The 17,470-nt window shown below is 69.3% G+C and carries 19 protein-coding genes and 1 tRNA gene; 7 read left to right on the plus strand and 13 right to left on the minus strand.

The window, feature by feature from the left end; all coding sequences use genetic code 11:
- Nucleotides 1-224: 224 nt before the first annotated feature.
- The 3 genes from ABIE67_RS21780 (at nt 225) to ABIE67_RS21790 (ending at nt 1,811) form a co-directional block, all read left to right on the plus strand.
- Complete coding sequence (locus tag ABIE67_RS21780; protein ID WP_370259973.1) at nt 225-713, plus strand: hypothetical protein; 489 nt, start codon at nt 225-227, stop codon at nt 711-713.
- A 255-nt stretch (nt 714-968) separates the two neighbouring features.
- On the plus strand, nt 969-1,253 hold the full coding sequence (locus ABIE67_RS21785; protein ID WP_370259975.1) for a hypothetical protein: 285 nt from the start codon (nt 969-971) through the stop codon (nt 1,251-1,253).
- 264 nt (nt 1,254-1,517) lie between these two features.
- On the plus strand, nt 1,518-1,811 hold the full coding sequence (locus ABIE67_RS21790) for a hypothetical protein (protein ID WP_370268799.1): 294 nt from the start codon (nt 1,518-1,520) through the stop codon (nt 1,809-1,811).
- A 155-nt stretch (nt 1,812-1,966) separates the two neighbouring features.
- Here ABIE67_RS21790 and ABIE67_RS21795 read toward each other — a convergent pair whose 3' ends face one another.
- The 5 genes from ABIE67_RS21795 to ABIE67_RS21815 form a co-directional block, all read right to left on the minus strand.
- The gene (locus tag ABIE67_RS21795) at nt 1,967-2,314 is read right to left on the minus strand and encodes a hypothetical protein (RefSeq protein ID WP_370259977.1); all 348 of its coding nucleotides are present in this window, start codon (nt 2,312-2,314) and stop codon (nt 1,967-1,969) included.
- 245 nt (nt 2,315-2,559) lie between these two features.
- Complete coding sequence (locus tag ABIE67_RS21800; protein WP_370259979.1) at nt 2,560-2,877, minus strand: hypothetical protein; 318 nt, start codon at nt 2,875-2,877, stop codon at nt 2,560-2,562.
- A gap of 277 nt (nt 2,878-3,154) precedes the next feature.
- A complete protein-coding gene (locus ABIE67_RS21805; protein WP_370259981.1) occupies nt 3,155-3,520 on the minus strand; it encodes a hypothetical protein in 366 nt (121 codons plus the stop codon).
- 335 nt (nt 3,521-3,855) lie between these two features.
- On the minus strand, nt 3,856-4,092 hold the full coding sequence (locus ABIE67_RS21810) for a hypothetical protein (protein ID WP_062723761.1): 237 nt from the start codon (nt 4,090-4,092) through the stop codon (nt 3,856-3,858).
- A gap of 200 nt (nt 4,093-4,292) precedes the next feature.
- A tRNA-Thr gene (locus ABIE67_RS21815) sits at nt 4,293-4,367 on the minus strand.
- Nucleotides 4,368-4,583: 216 nt separating this feature from the next.
- On the opposite strand from ABIE67_RS21815, the gene ABIE67_RS21820 reads away from it, so the two are divergent.
- The 3 genes from ABIE67_RS21820 (at nt 4,584) to ABIE67_RS21830 (ending at nt 7,165) form a co-directional block, all read left to right on the plus strand.
- Entirely contained in the window at nt 4,584-5,675 is a 1,092-nt protein-coding gene (locus ABIE67_RS21820) for an ABC transporter ATP-binding protein (RefSeq protein ID WP_370259984.1), read from the plus strand.
- Nucleotides 5,676-5,901: 226 nt separating this feature from the next.
- Nucleotides 5,902-6,360: a hypothetical protein gene (locus tag ABIE67_RS21825; protein ID WP_370259986.1), complete on the plus strand. Its 459-nt coding sequence runs from the start codon at nt 5,902-5,904 to the stop codon at nt 6,358-6,360.
- Between the two features lie 73 nt (nt 6,361-6,433).
- On the plus strand, nt 6,434-7,165 hold the full coding sequence (locus tag ABIE67_RS21830; RefSeq protein ID WP_370259988.1) for an NDP-sugar synthase: 732 nt from the start codon (nt 6,434-6,436) through the stop codon (nt 7,163-7,165).
- A gap of 370 nt (nt 7,166-7,535) precedes the next feature.
- On the opposite strand, the gene ABIE67_RS21835 is transcribed toward ABIE67_RS21830, so the two are convergent.
- From ABIE67_RS21835 to ABIE67_RS21860, 6 genes are all read right to left on the minus strand, one after another.
- Nucleotides 7,536-9,167 (minus strand): DoxX family membrane protein, encoded by a 1,632-nt coding sequence (locus tag ABIE67_RS21835; protein ID WP_370268801.1) that lies wholly within the window; start codon nt 9,165-9,167, stop codon nt 7,536-7,538.
- Nucleotides 9,168-9,301: 134 nt separating this feature from the next.
- Nucleotides 9,302-10,243: a 23S rRNA (guanosine(2251)-2'-O)-methyltransferase RlmB gene (gene rlmB, locus ABIE67_RS21840; RefSeq protein ID WP_370259989.1), complete on the minus strand. Its 942-nt coding sequence runs from the start codon at nt 10,241-10,243 to the stop codon at nt 9,302-9,304.
- A 98-nt stretch (nt 10,244-10,341) separates the two neighbouring features.
- Complete coding sequence (cysS, locus tag ABIE67_RS21845; protein WP_370259991.1) at nt 10,342-11,739, minus strand: cysteine--tRNA ligase; 1,398 nt, start codon at nt 11,737-11,739, stop codon at nt 10,342-10,344.
- A gap of 160 nt (nt 11,740-11,899) precedes the next feature.
- Nucleotides 11,900-12,415 (minus strand): 2-C-methyl-D-erythritol 2,4-cyclodiphosphate synthase, encoded by a 516-nt coding sequence (ispF, locus tag ABIE67_RS21850; RefSeq protein WP_370259993.1) that lies wholly within the window; start codon nt 12,413-12,415, stop codon nt 11,900-11,902.
- Nucleotides 12,405-13,169 carry a 2-C-methyl-D-erythritol 4-phosphate cytidylyltransferase gene (ispD, locus tag ABIE67_RS21855; RefSeq protein WP_370259995.1) on the minus strand — a complete coding sequence of 255 codons (765 nt, stop codon included), beginning with the start codon at nt 13,167-13,169 and terminating at the stop codon, nt 12,405-12,407. Before ispD ends, ispF begins: the two co-directional genes overlap by 11 nt.
- A gap of 269 nt (nt 13,170-13,438) precedes the next feature.
- On the minus strand, nt 13,439-13,921 hold the full coding sequence (locus ABIE67_RS21860; RefSeq protein WP_003953493.1) for a CarD family transcriptional regulator: 483 nt from the start codon (nt 13,919-13,921) through the stop codon (nt 13,439-13,441).
- A gap of 614 nt (nt 13,922-14,535) precedes the next feature.
- On the opposite strand from ABIE67_RS21860, the gene ABIE67_RS21865 reads away from it, so the two are divergent.
- Nucleotides 14,536-15,249 carry a DUF461 domain-containing protein gene (locus tag ABIE67_RS21865; protein WP_370259998.1) on the plus strand — a complete coding sequence of 238 codons (714 nt, stop codon included), beginning with the start codon at nt 14,536-14,538 and terminating at the stop codon, nt 15,247-15,249.
- 106 nt (nt 15,250-15,355) lie between these two features.
- Here the strand turns inward: ABIE67_RS21865 and ABIE67_RS21870 are convergent, their stop codons facing one another.
- Nucleotides 15,356-16,036 (minus strand): response regulator transcription factor, encoded by a 681-nt coding sequence (locus ABIE67_RS21870; protein WP_015659563.1) that lies wholly within the window; start codon nt 16,034-16,036, stop codon nt 15,356-15,358.
- Nucleotides 16,033-17,376 (minus strand): sensor histidine kinase, encoded by a 1,344-nt coding sequence (locus tag ABIE67_RS21875; protein ID WP_370260000.1) that lies wholly within the window; start codon nt 17,374-17,376, stop codon nt 16,033-16,035. The genes ABIE67_RS21870 and ABIE67_RS21875 overlap by 4 nt, the downstream gene beginning before the upstream one ends.
- Nucleotides 17,377-17,470: the final 94 nt, after the last annotated feature.

A 17,470-nucleotide genomic window follows, 5' to 3' on the forward strand; every position in this document is an offset into this window, starting at 1 on the left:
ACGACATTTCTCCGGGCAGGTCACGGGATCTGAATTTTCGTCACTCAATTGCCATCGATCGGATAAAAGGTTCTGATGAACACCCTCTGGCAAATGAGTGACGACACTCCGGCTCACGTGACCGTTATCGGACCCGTCTCGTTCCCCCCAGGGTCAGAGCGATCGTGCATCGCAGCCGCATTTCCACATGTTCCATGCACAGGTCAATGAAGGGCCGAGGTTCCATGCGCAAGCTTCATCAGGTCGCGCTCGTCGTAGCAGCAGCCAGTGGTCTGTCGGCCATCGGTGCCGGACCCAGCGTCGCCGACGCCCCCGTCGGATACGGCGGCACCGCGTCGCCCCCCGTCGGCCGGCCGGACGCCCAGGCCACCTCGTGGGGCAGTTCGCAGGCCAGCGCGCAGTCCTCCAACTTGCCGACCGCGCACCGGCAGGCGGCCCCGGCCCCCCAGCGCGGCGCCGAAGTCACCCCGCAGCTCAACCCCCAACTGAGCCCGAAGATCAGCCCGCAGATCAACCAGCAGCCGGCCGCGGCACCGGCCGGCCCGATCGAGCAGGCCAACCTGTTCCGCCCGTACCAGGAGTGCAGCCCGCAGTCCCTGGTCAACGCGGCCGTCCCGGTCGCCGTACTCGCCGCCTCCGAGACCCGCGGCATCGACTGCGACCAGGCCAACAGCCAGGCGAACTCCCTCGCCCACGCCCGCTACACGCGCTAGGGGACGCGCCGCGAGGAGATCCGAACCTCGTCTCCCGCGCGGTGACCGTGCGGGTCACAGCCCGCAACGAGCGGCCGTGACCAGCGCTTTCACACATCGCACCACGGTGCGATGCGGCTTTTGGGTGCTTCCGGAACGAGAACTCGAACTCCGGCGTGCCTCCGGGACATATCGGGATACTTCGTATTAATCTTCCGTAACTGTACGAAGTCGATCTCCTACAGATCGCACCCACCTCACTCCACCGGAGAAGACATGCACAAGGTTCGCAAGGCTGCCGTCGTGGTCGTCGCCATCGGCACCGTCGGACTCCTGGGCGCCGGCACGGCCACCGCCGACGGCCACGGCGGCAAGTACGGGGGCAAGTTCAGCGTCCTGCAGAGCTCCAACTGCAAGTCGCACGACCTGAACGTCGACATCCTCGGCCAGGTCGGCGTCCTCAACGGCCTGCTGGGCAGCGCGCTCAACGGCGAGGGCGACCCGGGCGCGCAGGACACCCACCTGGGCTCGTCCATGGGCTGCAACAACAGCGCCTTCTAGGCACTGACGGCCGCGTAGCCGGCCGAAGCGGGAACAAGTCCCGGTACCGAGCCCCAGGCCCGGTACCGGGACTCCTTTTTGTGCCGCGTTTTTGCGTCGCAATTCCTCGAAGGCGGGGAATTTCCCGGCCATCGGCCAAGATGGTGAGACTTTGCCGAATTCGGCGCGCCGCCGTTTGCTCCGGAATATTTCCTATTAGCCTCCGTGACTGTACGAAGTCGATCTGAAATGGATCGCACCCACTCCACTCCACCGGAGATGAACATGCACAAGCTCCGCAAGGCCGCCGTCCTGGTCGCCGCTCTCGGGAGCGTCGGACTCCTGAGCACCGGCGCCGCCCACGCCGACGGAGGCGGCTGGGGCCAGAAGGGCACGAACGTCGATGTCCTGCAGAGCAGCACCTGCAGGTCGCACGACGCCAACGTCGACGTCCTCGGCCAGGTCGGCATCGCCAACGGCCTGGGCGGCAACCTGCTGAACGGCGAGGGCGACCCGGGCGCGCAGCAGACCGGGCTCGGCTCGGAGATGGGCTGCAGCAACAGCGCCTTCGGCAAGTGAGGTAAGCAGCCTCTCCCTCCCGGTGCCCCGGCCTCAGGCCGGGGCACCGGGCTTTTGTCTGCCGCGCCCCGCCCCGGAAAGCACCGCCCTGGAAGCCGGAAAGCGAAATGCCGGACCGGGATCACTCCCGGTCCGGCATTCGCGGCTCACGCGCCTCAGAAGTCGAATTTGGGGATCTTGATTCCCTTGGGCAGCTTCGCCGTGTTGTTGCACTCCACGACCGGCCCGGACTTCACGGAACCGCCGGCCAGCATGTGACCCTCGGTCCCCGCGAAGCGCGGCCGCTCGACCGTCGAGCAGTCCTGCTTCTGCTTGAGGACATACCCGTTGCGCTTGTCCTTGTGGACGACCTCGCTCTTCTTGACGCAGACGATGTCTCCCTGGGCGGTGAGCGTGCAGGCTCCCTTGGGATCGTCGGCGTACGCCGGCGCGGCACCGCTGTAGATCACGGCGAGAGCTCCCAGGAGCCCCGACACGGTTGCGATCTTCTGTCGACCGATCATGTACGGCGTCCTTTGCAAAGGTCGAATACGACGGAACTGCTGCAGCCTTACGGGTCTGCCGCGCGGCCGGGCTGCATTTGCTAAGGGTGTTGTCCAGCAGGATGTCGATGCGCCTGTCGTGACGTTCCGAGGCGATGGCCTAGCGGGCCAACTGCGACTCGGAGTACGGAGCCACCCGCCCCGCGGTCATCACGACGACAATCCCAGCGCCCTGAATCTTGCGCATCGCATCCCCGGCGTTTCTCTTACTGAGCGGCGTACGTCGGAGCGGCGTACGTGGGAGCGGCGTACTCGCCGTAGCCGTACTCCGGCGCGGCGGGCTTGGGAGCGGCCTCGGGAGCGGCCGGAGCAGCCTGCGGAGCCGCAACCGGAGCCGCGTGCGCCTTGTCGGTCGGAGCACCCCACGTGGCAACGGCTTTGGCCGTCGAGGTGGCAACCGCGGAGACAACCTGACCGTCGAAGTCTTCGCCCTCGTGAGCGAAAGCGGTGCCGGCACCGACACCGAAGGCGGACAGACCTGCGACGGCCGCGACTACGACCGCAACGCGCTGAAACCTGCGCATAGTTAGACCCTTTCTTCCCGGGCACTAGGCCCTGGCTTGACTACTTAATGTGAGCATATACAGGCGAACCGTAGCAATTTGGGATCTTTGGCCCTTCTCTGTGTCGTGTCGGCTTATAAGGAAACGACGTTCCCCCGAGGCTGAGTCACGGGCGCCGGGGCACGGTCACCCGTTTGCCGTTCCGATGCCGATCCGCTTGTCCGTCCGGCGGTCGCGGACGCGAAACAGCGGATGGCCGGGCCGGGTCAACCCGGTCCGGCCATCCGCTGTTTGGGACTCAGCCCAGGATGCGGGCCAGCAACGGACTGGCGTCACTGGTGTCGTTGCTGTCGTTCGCCGGCGCCACGGGCGTCATCTCGGCGCAGGTGATGTGCGGGCCGATCCGCGTCTGCCCGTTGGACAGCAGGCCGGGAGTCGGCAGCGTCAAGGGCTTCGTCGGCTGGCAGTTCACCGTCCGGCGGACCGTGAACCCGTCACCCTCGGGCGTCTGCCCCTGGAGCTGCTGGGTGCAGATGGTGTTGCCCTGGGCGTCGAGCGCGCAGACGCCCGGGCCCGCGGCGTGAGCCTGGCCGGCGCCGAAACAGGTCATGGCGAGGCCGCCGAGAAGCCCGGCGACAGCCGCGATCTTCTTTCCGTTGAACATGTGTTGCGTCTCCTTTTGCGGGGGGTTGCCCGGGCGCAATACACCGCGAACCGGCCGCGCCGGGCCCTGGGGGTGTCGGAGAGACAGGCCCTGCGCCCGGTACACGTCCGGGATGCTCGGGGCCTTTTCGCTTACGAAGTGAAGGACCGACCTGAGGGTGACTGATCCAAGGGGGACCAACCGCTCATCGGTGCGCCGGAGTTCAGGACCGCAGCGAACGCATACGGGCCGAGGGAGCGTCCTCGCGCTCCGGGCAGCCGCACATGAACGGGCCCCCTCGGGGGTGACCCCGAAGGGGCCCGCGGAAGGCGTCGCGCACGACTATGCCGCCGACCTCAGCCAGTGAAGGCGTTGTTGAACTGACCACAGGTGGTGTCGAAGGTCTCGGACAGACCGAGCACCGCGATCGGGATGTCGGCCTCGCCGACCGTCTGCGGGCTGCACTCCTGGTACGGGCGGTACAGGTCGGACACGGTCGGCCCGCTCCCGTACGCGACACCGGTACCGGCACCGATGGCGGACAGGCTGCCGGCCGCCGCCGCGACGATCATGACCTGGTGAAGCTTGCGCATGGAACCCTCGGATTTCATTACATGTACATTGAGGCTGATTGCCTACTGTGACGGAACAGACACTAGCAGTAGCGACGCTATTCCATACCGGCACATGTCCCGTGTCCCAACGGGGAGATGGAGGTGCGAGCGAATGAAAAGAAGGAATGAAAAACGAACTGCGGGGCGGTCGTCATAGACAACCGCCCCGCCACTTCCGGAGCCCCCTGTCGGATTCGAACCGACGACCTGCTGTTTACAAGACAGCCGCTCTGGACCAGCTGAGCTAAGGAGGCCTGCACGCGCTGTCACGCACGCGCCCGTGCAGTGTACCCAGGTTCCGAGGGGGCCCTGTCGAAAATTTCCGCGAAGTTCACATGCCTCCGGGTACTGACATCCAGGCGAACGCCGGGTACCGTCCAGATCCAGTCCGCACATGTGGACTAAACCAACCACCTTCCTACAACGGATCGTCCGGCACGTTCCTGCCGGTAGAAGGGGGCCCATTCACCATGGCCACTGTCTCGTTCGACAAGGCGACCCGGATCTACCCGGGTTCCGAGAAGCCCGCCGTAGACGCGCTCGACATCGAGATCGAGGACGGAGAGTTCCTCGTTCTGGTCGGCCCGTCCGGCTGCGGCAAGTCCACCTCGCTCCGAATGCTCGCGGGGCTCGAGGACGTGAACGCCGGCGCCATCCGCATCGGTGACCGCGACGTCACGCACCTGCCGCCGAAGGACCGGGACATCGCCATGGTGTTCCAGAACTACGCGCTGTACCCGCACATGACCGTCGCCGACAACATGGGCTTCGCGCTCAAGATCGCCGGTGTGCCGAAGGCCGAGATCCGCCAGAAGGTCGAGGACGCGGCGAAGATCCTCGACCTCACCGAGTACCTCGGCCGCAAGCCGAAGGCGCTCTCCGGTGGTCAGCGTCAGCGTGTCGCCATGGGCCGCGCCATCGTGCGTGAGCCGCAGGTCTTCCTCATGGACGAGCCGCTGTCCAACCTGGACGCCAAGCTCCGGGTGTCGACCCGTACGCAGATCGCGTCGCTGCAGCGCCGTCTCGGCATCACCACCGTCTACGTCACCCACGACCAGGTCGAGGCCATGACGATGGGCGACCGCGTGGCGGTCCTCAAGGACGGTCTGCTCCAGCAGATCGACACCCCGCGCAACATGTACGACCGCCCGGGCAACCTCTTCGTCGCCGGCTTCATCGGCTCCCCCGCCATGAACCTGGTCGAGGTCCCGATCACCGACGGCGGCGTGAAGTTCGGTAACGCGGTCGTGCCGGTGGAGCGCGACGCGCTCTCCGCCGCCACCGACAAGACCGTGACCGTCGGTGTCCGCCCCGAGCACTTCGACGTGACCGGCTCCGACGAGGGCCAGGGTCTCGCCGTCACCGTCAACGTGGTGGAGGAGCTCGGCGCCGACGCGTACGTCTACGGCACCGCCAAGGTCGGCGGCGACGACTCCAAGGACCTCGTCGTCCGCGTCAGCGGCCGTGACGTCCCGGAGAAGGGCAGCACGCTGTACATCGTGCCGCGCTCGGGCGAGACCCACGTGTTCTCGACCTCCACCGGCGAGCGACTCTCCGACTGAGGTCAGAGGCAAGCACAGGCAGTACAACCCCGGGTAATTCACCCAGGTTGACGAAAAGGGCCCCGCAGACGACTGCGGGGCCCTTCTCGTTGTCGACAAATACCCCGGCATACCCGTCATTTCGAGCGCTGTGCGTCAACGCGCTACCCAAAAAGGGAGGCCTCTTCGTCCCTCGAACCGGTGACTAAATGTCGCCATATCAGCACCGAACGCTACCCTCACTCGCGTGAAGCACTCCACCACCCAACAGACACGACGCGGCCACCGGGGCCCCGCCCGCCAGCTCGGCCGCACGCTCGCCCTTGTCCTGCCCGTCTTCCTGGTGCTCTCCGGGACGCTCGCGGTCACCCGGGTCAACTGGTCGGGGAACCCCTCGGACTCGGTACTGACCGCGACCGACGTCTCGAGCGCGGGTGACGGGAAGAACGCCGCCCCGCGCGCCCCTCAGGACGTGCTGCGCGACAAGCTCCTGACCGAGTTGCAGGAGAAGGACCCGGGCGTCGCCCTCACCCACCTCCAGCAGGCCGTCGACGAGCGCCCGTCGCTGGCCCGGCACTGCGCCTCCATCGCCCGCGCCCTGGGCCGTGCGGCGGTCCGTGTGTACGGTCCGACGCGCGCGCAGTCGTATGCCCGACCCGTCTGTGACACCGCGTTCGCGTCGGGCGTGGCAGCGGCATACAGCTAGCGGATGGTTTCAGGCGATTCACGAACGGTTGTCGGCCCGATGCCGCGAGCGGGGCGCCGCGTACAGTTCGGTCATGACTGATCCGAACGCCGCGTCCCGCCCCGTTCAAGCCGTCGTCCTGGCCGGGGGCCAGGGTTCCCGACTCCGTCCGTACACCGACGACCGGCCCAAGCCGATGGTCGAGATCCCCGGCACGGGGACGCCGATCATCGGCCACCAGCTCGCCTGGCTGGCCGAGGAGGGTGTGACGGACGTCGTGGTCAGCTGCGGCCATCTCGCCGAGGTGCTGCAGGACTGGTTGAAGTCGTCCTCGCTGCCGATTCGCGTGACGACTGTCGTCGAGGAGGAGCCGCTCGGGCGGGGTGGCGGTCTGAAGTACGCCGCCGCGCATCTTCCGCACCCGGATCAGCCCTGGTACGCCACCAACGGGGACATCTGGACCCGTTTCTCGCTGCGCGACATGGCGGACTTCCACACGGAGCGCGACGCGGTCGCGACGCTCGCTCTCGCGCGACCTCGAATCCCATGGGGCGCGGTGAAGACGGACGGCTTCGGGCACATCACCGACTTCATCGAGGCCCCGCCGTCGACGTTCGAGATCAACGCCGGTGTCTACGTCTTCTCGCCCGCCTTCGCCGGCCTCCTCCCGGCCCGGGGCGACCACGAACGCACCACGTTCCCGCACCTGGCCCGCGAACGCCGCTTGGCAGGGTTCCCCATTCCTCAGGGGGCCTACTGGCGTGCCATCGACACGGCGAAGGACCTGACGGAGGCGGCGAAGGAACTGGCGGCGCTGGGCCGCTAGCGCGGCGTTGATGCCTGCGGCGGCCTGTTGCTGTGGGGTGGGGTTCGCGTAGCGCGGCAGCCGCGCCACGGGGGGGGACGCGCATACGGCCACTCTTCGGCGCCGACCCGGATCGTGTCAGCGGGCTTCGCCGCGCGTGCCGCGGCGGCCACTTTTCAGGGCCGGTCCGGGCATCCCCAGCCCGTCCGGCGCTTGAGGACGAGGCCGTTCAGGCCGATCGGGGGCCCAGGGGGCGAAGCCCCCTGGCGGGGTCGAAGGGGCGGAGCCCCTTCAGGATGGGACGGGTAGGGGCGGCGGGGGCGAGGTCAAGGGGGTATGGCGATGGGCCCCGGACGGGAGGGTCCGGGGCCCATAGGTGGGATGGTGGGGGTCAGCCCAACAGGCCGCCTACCAGGCCCGGTTCGTCGGGGGCGGAGCCGCCCGTGGAGCCGCCGCCGGAGGACGGGCCCCCGGAGGTCGGCCCGGTGCTGGTGCTGGGCACCTCGTCGGCCGGGGACGTCTGCTGGGGCGGAGCCTGCCCCGCAGTGCCCTGCGTCTGGCTGGGCGTACCCGCACCGGAGTTGCCCGTGTCGCTCGTCGCACCCGGCGTGGTCGCGGCACCGGACGGCGTGGCCGCCCCCGACGTGGCGCCCTGGGTGGGCGAGTTCGAGGCCGACGGCGTCCTCTTGTGCCGCTGGCCGGGCTCCTGCGGGAGGGGCGAGCCGGGCAGCTCGTTGCGGGGAGCCTCGCCTGGGCCGGGCACCACCACGCGGTCGGCGTCCCGGACCGCACCGCCGAGCAGGGAGCCGATCAGCAGGGTCAGGCCGGTGACGATCGCCGTGACCAGGGCGCCGCGGCGCAGCACGTACTGACGCAGCTCCCAGATGTCGGAGCGCGGGCCGAGCCGGCGCCAGGCCATGCCCGCGAGGCGGCCGTCGATGGAGTAGACGGGGGCACCGGCGATGATCAGCGGCGACCACGCGGCGAGGTAGATGATGTCGGGGGCGTCGTAGACCGGGACGCTCTTCCAGCTGACGGTGAGCAGGAGCGCGGCGGACAGCAGGGCACCGACGACGGCCGCGACCCGCTGCCAGCAGCCCAGGACCGTGAGCACGCCCACGATGACCTGGAAGAAGGCGATGACCAGGCCGGACCCGACCGGGTGCGCGAGGGCGAACTGGCGGAGGGGCTCGGCCACTTCCCAGGGGTGCAGGGTGTTCAGCCACGTCACCATCGAACCGCGCTTGCCGCCGTCGAAGTAGACGGGGTCGCACAGCTTGCCCATGCCGGCGTAGATGGAGATGAAGCCGAGGAAGACGCGGAGGGGGAGGAGGACGACGCCGAGGTTCATCCGGCGGCCGGGGTAGTAGGCGTGCCGCGCGGGGTCGTCGCCGGACCGCCGGAGGGGTGGGTCGGTCTCGTCCGGGCCGACCGGGTCCTCCGTGAACTCCTCGTCGTCGTAGCCGAGTTCCTCGTCGTATGCGCTCTCTACCGTGCGCATGTTCGGGAGCAGTCGGGTCTCGAGCGATTCGTGCCTGCGCTGTGCGCCCACGATCGGCGTCTCGACGGTCTGCTCCAACACGTCGTCGTAGCCGCCGTCATAGCCACCGCCGACGTCGACGCGCGGGATGACCTGGGTGGCTCCTCCGATACCGGGCATCGGTTCGTCGCCGTGGCGGACGCTGCCGTCCCGCACGGCCTGGAGCAGCCGGTGGGCGCCCGTGTCGTCGGGCGCGGACGTGCCGTTCCAGACGGCGACCCGGCGGCGGGCGCCGGGGGCCGCTCCCGCTCTGCCGGCCGCGTTGACCGCGGGGATGCGGGCGGTGTCCTCGGTGGCGCTCAAGTGCCGTGTGATCCGCGGGGATTTCCGCCCGGTCGACGCGCCCAACAGCACGCGGAAACTCGCGTGATTGACGATGATCTGCGCCGGATCACTCGGCACCTTCACCATGCTCAGCGCGGGAGCGTCGTCGTATCCCGACGAGCGGTCCCCCGTGGGTGTGCGGGGTGTTCTGGTGTCCACACTCAACTAACCGAGTGACGTGACGTTAGGACACTGCCTTGACCGGCCGGATCTGTCCGGACTCCGTCAAAGATGCGCAGGTCGCACCACTGTCACCAGAATTAACCCGCACGGGTGACGCCACGGATGTCTGTTCAGACGCGTCGGCGAGCCGCCTCGTAGAGGACGATCCCCGCCGCCACACCGGCGTTGAGGGACTCCGCGCCGCCCGGCATCGGGATGCGTACGCGGTAGTCGCACGTCTCGCCGACCAGGCGGGACAGACCCTTGCCCTCGCTGCCCACGACGATGACGACCGGGCCGTCCAGGGCCTCCAGGTCGCCGAGTTCGGCCTCACCGTCGGCGGCGAGACCGACGACCACGATGCCCGCCTTCTTGTACGCCTCCAGGGCACGGGTCAGGTTCGTGGCGCGGGCGACCGGGGTGCGGGCCGCCGTGCCGGCGGACGTCTTCCAGGCACCGGCCGTCATGCCCGCCGCGCGCCTCTCCGGTACGACGACGCCGTGGCCGCCGAAGGCGGAGACCGAGCGGACGACGGCACCGAGGTTGCGCGGGTCGGTCACGCCGTCGAGGGCGACGATGAGCGGGTCCTCGCCGTCGTCGTAGGCGGCGCTGGCGAGGTCCTCGGGGTGGGCGTACTCGTACGGCGGGACCTGGAGGACCAGGCCCTGGTGGTTGAGGCCGTTCGTCATACGGTCCAGCTCGGGGCGCGGAGCCTCCATGAGGTTGATGCCGCCGCGCTCGGCGGCGAGCTGGAGGGCCTCGCGGACGCGCTCGTCGTTGTCGATGAACTGCTGGACGTAGAGGGTCGACGCCGGGACGCCCCCGCGCAGGGCCTCGACCACCGGGTTACGGCCGACCACCAGCTCGGACGTGCCCTTGCCGCCGCGGCCGCGCGGCGCGGGACGGCGTACGGTCTGCTTCGCCTTGGCGTTGGCGACGCGGTTCTTCTTGTGACCCTTGCGCATCTCGGCGGGCGGCGTCGGGCCCTTGCCCTCCAGGCCCTTGCGCCGCTGGCCGCCACTGCCGACCTGCGCGCCCTTCTTGCCGGACATGCGGCGGTTGTTCGCGGCCATGACCTACCTGTCTGTCGTGTGCGTTCGAATGTACGTCTATGCAGTGTGCCGCCCGGAGGGCCGGGCGGCACAATCGATCTTCCGAAGGACCGGCTCGGTCAGCGCGGGCCGAGGGTCCAGCGGGGGCCCTGCGGGCCGTCCTCGATGACGAGGCCCGACTGGTTGAGCTGGTCGCGGATGGCGTCCGCGGTGGCCCAGTCCTTGCGGGAGCGGGCCGCCTCGCGCTGGTCGAGGACCATGCGCACGAGGGTGTCGACCACGCCGTGCAGATCTTCGCCGCGGTCGGTCTCGCCGGCCCAGTGCGGGTCGAGCGGGTCCAGGCCCAGCACGCCGAGCATGGCGCGCACCTCGGCGAGGCGGGCCACCGCGGCTTCCTTGTCGTCGGCGGCCAGCGCGCTGTTGCCCTGCCGGACGGTGGTGTGCACGACCGCGAGCGCCTGCGGGACGCCCAGGTCGTCGTCCAGCGCCTCGGCGAAGGCGAGCGGCACCTCGGCGGACGGCTCGACGACGCCCGCCTTCTCCACCACGCGCTGCACGAATCCCTCGATGCGCGCGAACGCCGACTCGGCCTCGCGCAGGGCGTCCTCGCTGTACTCGATCGTGGAGCGGTAGTGCGGGGTGCCCAGGTAGTAGCGCAGGACGATCGGGCGCCACTGCTTGACCATCTCGGAGACGAGCACGCTGTTGCCGAGCGACTTGGACATCTTCTCGCCGCTCATGGTGACCCAGGCGTTGTGCACCCAGTACCGGGCGAACTCGTCGCCGTAGGCCTTGGCCTGGGCGATCTCGTTCTCGTGGTGCGGGAAGATCAGGTCGAGTCCGCCGCCGTGGATGTCGAAGGCCGAGCCCAGGTACCTGTGCGCCATCGCCGAGCACTCCAGGTGCCAGCCCGGACGGCCCCGCCCCCACGGCGTCTCCCAGTCGGGCTCGCCGGGCTTGGCGGCCTTCCACATCGCGAAGTCGCGCGGGTCCCGCTTGCCGGTGATGCCCTCCTCGGCGGGCTGCCGCATCTCGTCGAGGTCCTGCCGGGACAGCTCCAGGTAGGAGGGCCACGAGCGGACGTCGAAGTAGACGCTGCCGTCCGCCTCGTAGGCGTGTCCGCGTTCGATGAGCCCGCGCATCATCTCGACCATCTCGGTGACATGGCCGGTGGCGCGGGGCTCGTACGTCGGCGGCAGGCAGCCGAGAGCGGTGTAGCCGTCGGTGAAGGCGCGCTCGTTCTCGTAGCCGATCGACCACCAGGGGCGGCCCTGGTCGACGGACTTCGTAATGATCTTGTCGTCGATGTCCGTGACGTTCCTGACGAACGTCACGTCATAGCCGCGGTACTCGAACCAGCGGCGCATGATGTCGAAGTTGAGCCCGGAGCGGATGTGCCCGATGTGCGGCGCGGCCTGCACGGTGGCGCCACAGAGGTAGATCGAGACACAGCCCGGCTGGAGCGGGGTGAAGTCACGGATCTGCCGGGCGCTGGTGTCGTACAGGCGAATCGTCACGACACCTAGGGTAGTGGGCCGCGCGGGGTGCGTGGAGCAGTCCCTCGGTTGTCGGGTGCGGGCCGGTGGAGGCTGGTCGCGCCCACGCGGCGGAGCCGCGGATGGACACAGCCCGCGCCCCTGGGTCGGCATGCCCGCCCGCGCCGCGAGTTCATCCGCCTCAGCCCACCCGCGCCACCAGAGCCGTCGCCACCGCCATCAAGCCCTCGTCCCGGCCAGGGAAGCCCAGTCCGTCCGTCGTCGCTCCCGACACCGACACGGGTGCGCCGGCCGCCTCCGACAGGATCTTCTGGGCCTCGTCGCGGCGCTTGCCGATCTTCGGGCGGGGGCCGACGACCTGGACCGCGATGTTGCCGATCCGGAAGCCCGCGTCGCGCACGATCCGCGCCGCCTCCGTCAGGAGCACGACCCCGGAAGCCCCGGACCACTCGGGCCGCCCCGTGCCGAAGTGCTGCCCCAGGTCACCGAGGCCGGCCGCCGAGAAGAGCGCGTTGCAGGCCGCGTGGGCGACGACGTCCGCGTCGGAGTGGCCGGCGAGACCAGGCCCTTCGCCCTCCCACTTCAGGCCCGCGCACCACAGCTCGCGGCCCTCCTCGAAGGCGTGGATGTCGGTGCCGATGCCCACCTGGGGCAGCGGGATTCCGGTCTTGTCCGTCCCCGGTGCCTCAGAACCCATCGTTCAGCCTCCGGCGCGCCAGGACCGCCTCCGCCAGGACCAGGTCCAGCGGGCGGGTGACCTTGAAGGCCTCCTCGTGGCCGGGCACGACCATGACCGTCAGGCCGAGTTGCTCGACCATGCTCGCGTCGTCGGTGACGTCGTGGGTCACCGTCTCGTGGGCGCGGATCAGCGTGGCGCGCTCGAAGCCCTGGGGAGTCTGTACGGCGCGGAGGCGGGCGCGCCGCGGGGTGGCCACCACCGGTTCGGGCTCGCCCGTGACGGTGGCCGGCTCGACCTCCTTGACCGTGTCCGCGAGCGGCAGCGCGGGCACCACGGCCGGCGCCCCGTCCCGTACGGCCTCGATCACCGCGTCCACCGTGTCCACCGGGACCAGGGGGCGCGCGGCGTCGTGCACCAGCACGATGTCGTAGTCGGGCGGCAGCGCGTCCAGGCCGAGCCTCACTGACTCCTGGCGGGTCTCGCCGCCGGGGACCACCAGGAAGTCGGTGCGCTCGGGCAGGGCGTGCGCGTCGAGCAGGCTCTTGACCTCGGCGGTGCCGTCGGGCGGGGCCACGACGACGACGAGGGAGACGGCGCGGGAGGCGGCCATCGCGCGGACGGCGTGGATGAGCATGGGCGTGCCGTTCAGCGCGCGAAGTGCTTTGGGGGCGCCAGGACCGAGGCGTACGCCCCGTCCGGCGGCCGGAATCACGACGGCGGTACGAGTCTCCGAGGGGACACCCGTGGGCGTAGGACGCGAAACGTCAGACATCGGTTCCTGTCAGGTTTGTGTGCTCTGCCTACGTGGGTATGGCCTCAGCGTGCCGGGTGGGACGGCTTGACCGAACCCTTCCGTGACAACGGTCGAGCCAGCTGCCCGGACCCGGCACATCAAGTATCGGGGGCGCCCCCGAGATGGACGTACGGCTTCTGTGCGCGAACATGCCGCAGCGCCCGGCGACAGGAATTCCGTCATCGGGCACCGCGGCACTTCTTTTAAAACAACACAGCACTGTGCTGAGCTGAGGCGGACTGACCGCGTCAGGACGCGAGAACCTCGTCGAGCAGAGCCTCGGCCTTGTCCTCGTTGGTGTTCTCCGCGAGGGCGAGCTCGCTCACCAGAATCTGGCGCGCCTTGGCGAGCATGCGCTTCTCACCGGCGGAGAGTCCACGCTCACGCTCACGACGCCACAGGTCACGCACGACTTCCGCGACCTTGATGACATCGCCGGAGGCGAGCTTCTCCAGATTTGCCTTGTAACGACGCGACCAGTTCGTGGGCTCCTCGGCGTACGGCGCGCGCAGCACCTCGAAGACCCGGTCCAGCCCGTCCTGACCGACCACATCACGCACGCCGACGAACTCCGCATTGTCCGCTGGCACACGTACCGTCAGGTCACCCTGGGCGACCTTCAGCACCAAGTAGGTCTTGTCCACGCCTTTGATCTGGCGAGTTTCGATGGCCTCGATCAGCGCGGCCCCGTGATGGGGATAGACCACGGTGTCGCCAACCTTGAACGTCATGTGACAGGTACCCCTTCCGTGGCTATCCAGGGTAACACGGAAACTGCGGGTTCTGAATGGCGTTTTCGCAGGTCAGGGCATATCTCGGGGCTTGACAACTCCAACACGAACGTGCTGCGCGGGCCGAGCGGAAGAAGGTATTCGCAGGTCGGAGCGGCTCTGCGGGCGAGGTGAAACGCGTACGTTACACGCATCTGGGGGCACCTCCGAGTGGCCGAACGTACACATATGTCCGGTTCCAAGTGTGCGACTTCCGCTACTCCATTCGGCGCCCCGAGGCAGATCCCCGCCGAATCCGGAATTGATCACAGCCAGGTCGGCAGCACGGCCGGTGATCAATTTCGGGAAGGTCGCGCATTCCTTCACGGAAATTTTGCGCGGGGTCTTGCGAGGCGGCTTATGTGAATGGCGGACGAGCGCCGGGCAATGTGACTCCTGGGTCGCTTGTGGGTGAAGGGACGGGTGGTGGAAGAGGTACTTCGGCGGCACTTGGGCGCTGAGGGGAGGGTCGGGTGCGGCCGCCCGGGAACGGCTCGGTAACCTAAGGCCGCTGACAGACACTTAGGGCGGCTTTACGCAGCCCGCCCCGTTCGAGTCAAGGAGTTGCCGCCGCCGTGAGCAGCAGCCTTCGACGCGGCGCCCTCGCCGCGGCCGCCATCGCGTTCTCGATCACGTCGCTCGGTGCGTGCGCCGCCGGCAACAACAGCCAGACACTGGAGATCAAGCCGGACAACGCGGCGACCAGCGTGGGCGACATCAAGATCCAGAACGCCATCGTCATCACCCAGCCCGACCTGGAGTCGACCGGCCCGGCCGCCATCTCCGCGACCCTGTTCAACTCCGGCAGCACCGCGCAGACGCTGGACTCGATCAAGGTGGACGGCACCGACAAGGGCGCCGCGCTCAAGCCCGCCAAGGGGGGCAGCCTGACCATCCCGGCCGGCGGCTCGCTGATCATCGGTGGCAAGGACAACGCCTCCGCCACGCTGCCCAGCAGCCGTGAGGCCATCCAGGACGGCAACGCGCAGAAGATCACCTTCACCTTCAGCAAGACCGGTGACGTGAGCCTGCGCGCCTTCGTCGTCCCGGCCGAGCACTACTTCGAGAGCTGGGGCCCGAGCGAGGTCCCGGCGGCGCCGGGCACCTCGGCCTCCCCGAGCGGTTCGCCGACCGGCACCCCGGCCGGCGGCACCGAGACCACCCCGACCGGCACGGCCTCCGCCGGCGAGACGCCGGGCGCCGGCACCGAGGCCGGTGCCGGTACCGGCGCGGGCGCGGGCGCGGCGACCCCGTCCGACAGCGCCTCGCAGACGGCGGCCGGTCACTGAGCGGTCGTACGGCACCTGTCGAGCCGTAGCAAAGGGCGGGGCCCCCGGAAATCCGGGGGCCCCGCCCTTTGCCGTACGACTTACGGCTGCGGTTTACGGCTGCGGTTTACGGCTCGAACTTGTACCCGAGGCCGCGCACCGTCACCAGGTAGCGCGGCGCGCCCGGGTCCGGCTCGATCTTGGCGCGCAGGCGCTTGACGTGGACGTCGAGGGTTTTGGTGTCGCCGACGTAGTCGGCGCCCCAGACGCGGTCGATGAGCTGCATGCGGGTGAGGACGCGGCCGGCGTTGCGCAGGAGCATCTCCAGGAGGTCGAACTCCTTCAGGGGGAGGTCGACCTTGGAGCCGGAGACCGTGACGACGTGGCGGTCCACGTCCATGCGGACCGGGCCCGCCTCCAGGGCGGCCGGGGTGACCTCCTCCGGCTCGCCGCGGCGGCGCAGGACCGCGCGGATGCGGGCGACCAGCTCGCGCGAGGAGAAGGGCTTGGTGACGTAGTCATCGGCTCCTATTTCCAGGCCGACCACCTTGTCGATCTCGCTGTCCTTGGCGGTGACCATGATCACCGGGACGTTGGAGCGGCCGCGCAGCTGGCGGCAGACCTCGGTGCCCGGCAGGCCGGGCAGCATCAGGTCGAGGAGGACGAGGTCGGCGCCGTTGCGCTCGAACTCGTCGAGTCCGTCGGGCCCGGTGGTCGCGACGGCGACCTCGAAGCCCTCCTTGCGGAGCATGTACGACAGGGCGTCGGAGAAGGACTCCTCGTCCTCGACGACGAGCACACGGGTCACGGAAGGACCTCCGGGGCGGAAAGCGTTTCGTACGCGGTTGAGTCAGGGGGTGAATCGGGTGATCTGCGGGGATGTGAGGCGGCGGACTGCCCGGCCTCGTCGTCGAGATCGGGGTGCTGCTGTGCGCGGTCTCGGGCCGCACCCGCCTCCGGCAGCCGGAGGGTGAACGTGGAGCCCTGTCCCTCGGAGCTCCACACCGTGACCTCCCCGCTGTGCGAGGCGGCCACGTGCTTGACGATCGCGAGACCGAGGCCGGTGCCACCGGTGGCACGGGAACGGGCCGGGTCGACGCGGTAGAAGCGCTCGAAGATGCGCTCCTTGTCCTTGTCCGAGATGCCGATGCCCTGGTCGGTCACGGCGATCTCGATGAGGTCTCCGCCCGGGGCGCTGATCCGGCGGGCGGCGATGCCGACGCGGGTGCGGGCGGGCGAGTAGTTGACGGCGTTCTCGACGAGGTTGCCGAGCGCTGCGGCCAGCTGGCCGCGGTTGCCCCAGATGCTGAGGTCGTCGCCGGCACCGCCCGTCCCGCGCCCGGCGCCACCCTGATCGGGTCCTTCGGGCGCCCATACGTTCGAGGCCATGGTGATCTGCTTCGTGCCGGCGGCGTGCCGGCAGCGGTCCATGGCCTCGGCGACCAGCTCGTCGACGCGGACGGGCTCGGCGTCCTCCAGCGGGTCGTCGTTCTGCACCCGGGAGAGGTCGATGAGTTCCTGCACCAGGCTGGTGAGCCGGGTCGCCTCGATCTGCATCCGTCCGGCGAACCGCTCCACGGCCTCCGGATCGTCGGAGGCGTCCATGACGGCCTCGGAGAGAAGGGAGAGCGCGCCGACCGGCGTCTTCAGCTCATGGCTCACGTTGGCCACGAAGTCGCGCCGCACCGCTTCTATGCGCCGGGCCTCGGTGAGGTCCTCGACGAGGAGGAGGACGAGGCGGGAGCCGAGGGGCGCGACGCGCGCGGACACGGCGAGGGCATCGCCGCGTCCGGTACCGCGCCGGGGCAGATCCAGCTCGACCTGCCGTATCTCCCCGTCCCGTCTCGTGTCCCGGGCCATCTGGAGCATGGGCTCGACGGAGAGCTTGCCGCCGCGCACCAGACCGAGGGCGTACGCCGCCGAGCTGGCCTTGACGACGGCGTCCCCCTCGTCGAGGACGACGGCGGAGGAGCGCAGTACCGACAGGACCGTGTCCACGCCGGGCGGCAGGACCGGGTCGGTGTGCAGGGAGGTTCGGGTGGGTCGCTTCAGGTCGCGTTCGCTCCAGCGGAACGCCAGCATGGCGATGACGCCGGTGAGCACCCCGGCGATCGCTGCCGCTGCGGCGACCGCCGCGTTCACGTCCATGCACCCAGGTTAGGCATGACGCAGGCAGTGGCCACAGCCGTCGGAGTGCGAGCTCGAACACTCGTCGCCCAGAGTTCACCTTGGAGCCAGTGGT

The sequence above is a fragment of the Streptomyces sp. V4I8 genome, from assembly GCF_041261225.1.
Classification (GTDB): domain Bacteria; phylum Actinomycetota; class Actinomycetes; order Streptomycetales; family Streptomycetaceae; genus Streptomyces.

Excerpts from the sequence above, each read along its gene's own strand:
- ABIE67_RS21780 (WP_370259973.1), top strand. The coding sequence starts at position 225 with ATGCGCAAGCTTCATCAGGTCGCGCTCGTCGTAGCAGCAGCCAGTGGT.
- ABIE67_RS21785 (WP_370259975.1), top strand. The coding sequence starts at position 969 with ATGCACAAGGTTCGCAAGGCTGCCGTCGTGGTCGTCGCCATCGGCACC.
- ABIE67_RS21790 (WP_370268799.1), top strand. The coding sequence starts at position 1,518 with ATGCACAAGCTCCGCAAGGCCGCCGTCCTGGTCGCCGCTCTCGGGAGC.
- ABIE67_RS21795 (WP_370259977.1), bottom strand. The coding sequence starts at position 2,314 with ATGATCGGTCGACAGAAGATCGCAACCGTGTCGGGGCTCCTGGGAGCT.
- ABIE67_RS21800 (WP_370259979.1), bottom strand. The coding sequence starts at position 2,877 with ATGCGCAGGTTTCAGCGCGTTGCGGTCGTAGTCGCGGCCGTCGCAGGT.
- ABIE67_RS21805 (WP_370259981.1), bottom strand. The coding sequence starts at position 3,520 with ATGTTCAACGGAAAGAAGATCGCGGCTGTCGCCGGGCTTCTCGGCGGC.
- ABIE67_RS21810 (WP_062723761.1), bottom strand. The coding sequence starts at position 4,092 with ATGCGCAAGCTTCACCAGGTCATGATCGTCGCGGCGGCGGCCGGCAGC.
- ABIE67_RS21820 (WP_370259984.1), top strand. The coding sequence starts at position 4,584 with ATGGCCACTGTCTCGTTCGACAAGGCGACCCGGATCTACCCGGGTTCC.
- ABIE67_RS21830 (WP_370259988.1), top strand. The coding sequence starts at position 6,434 with ATGACTGATCCGAACGCCGCGTCCCGCCCCGTTCAAGCCGTCGTCCTG.
- rlmB (WP_370259989.1), bottom strand. The coding sequence starts at position 10,243 with ATGGCCGCGAACAACCGCCGCATGTCCGGCAAGAAGGGCGCGCAGGTC.
- ispF (WP_370259993.1), bottom strand. The coding sequence starts at position 12,415 with ATGGGTTCTGAGGCACCGGGGACGGACAAGACCGGAATCCCGCTGCCC.
- ispD (WP_370259995.1), bottom strand. The coding sequence starts at position 13,169 with ATGTCTGACGTTTCGCGTCCTACGCCCACGGGTGTCCCCTCGGAGACT.
- ABIE67_RS21860 (WP_003953493.1), bottom strand. The coding sequence starts at position 13,921 with ATGACGTTCAAGGTTGGCGACACCGTGGTCTATCCCCATCACGGGGCC.
- ABIE67_RS21875 (WP_370260000.1), bottom strand. The coding sequence starts at position 17,376 with ATGGACGTGAACGCGGCGGTCGCCGCAGCGGCAGCGATCGCCGGGGTG.